The sequence below is a fragment of the Enterobacter sp. UNJFSC 003 genome (assembly GCF_036903355.1).
In the GTDB taxonomy this organism is placed as follows: domain Bacteria; phylum Pseudomonadota; class Gammaproteobacteria; order Enterobacterales; family Enterobacteriaceae; genus Enterobacter.
Genome location: NZ_JBAKHK010000044.1, coordinates 1 through 469 on the forward strand (window position 1 = coordinate 1; position 469 = coordinate 469).

General features: G+C 64.0%; 1 protein-coding gene. It reads right to left on the reverse strand.

The genetic code is table 11. The features are described from left to right. The coding region (locus V5P19_RS22995; RefSeq protein WP_334407838.1) for a DUF6531 domain-containing protein at positions 1-469 on the reverse strand (469 nt) is incomplete at both ends.

The following is a 469-nucleotide window of genomic DNA, read 5'->3' on the forward strand; positions in this document are numbered from 1 at the left end:
TCGCCAGATAACGATGCGGACTTAAGCGGAGTTCTTCCGGCAGCGCCTGCCAGAGTGCGGCCAGCCGGTGACCTTCATCCAGTCTCAGGACGCCGCCGCGCACCAGCCACAGTGACTCGCTGCGGCTGTAACCGTCCTCACCGGGAAACAGGTGCTCAAAATACAGGCTTCTGCCGCCGTTATCACTGAGTATCAGTGTGTTATCGCGCAGCTGTAAGCGGATATCCGCAGGCATTTTCCAGCCGGGGCCGAGGCTCCCCACCGGCGCGGGCGTTTTTGTCCGGTAACTGCTGTAGGTGCGGGAGAGGATGAACGGCAGCGGGGCGGGCAGGGCGATGTCGGTTTCACCGGGAAGGACCTTTGCACCGAGCAGCGGATTGACCGGATGGCCGGACGTCACCCCGCCGGGGCACACCGAACAGGCCACGCCGGTGGGGGCACCAATACGTACCCCGGCTGAACCCTGAAC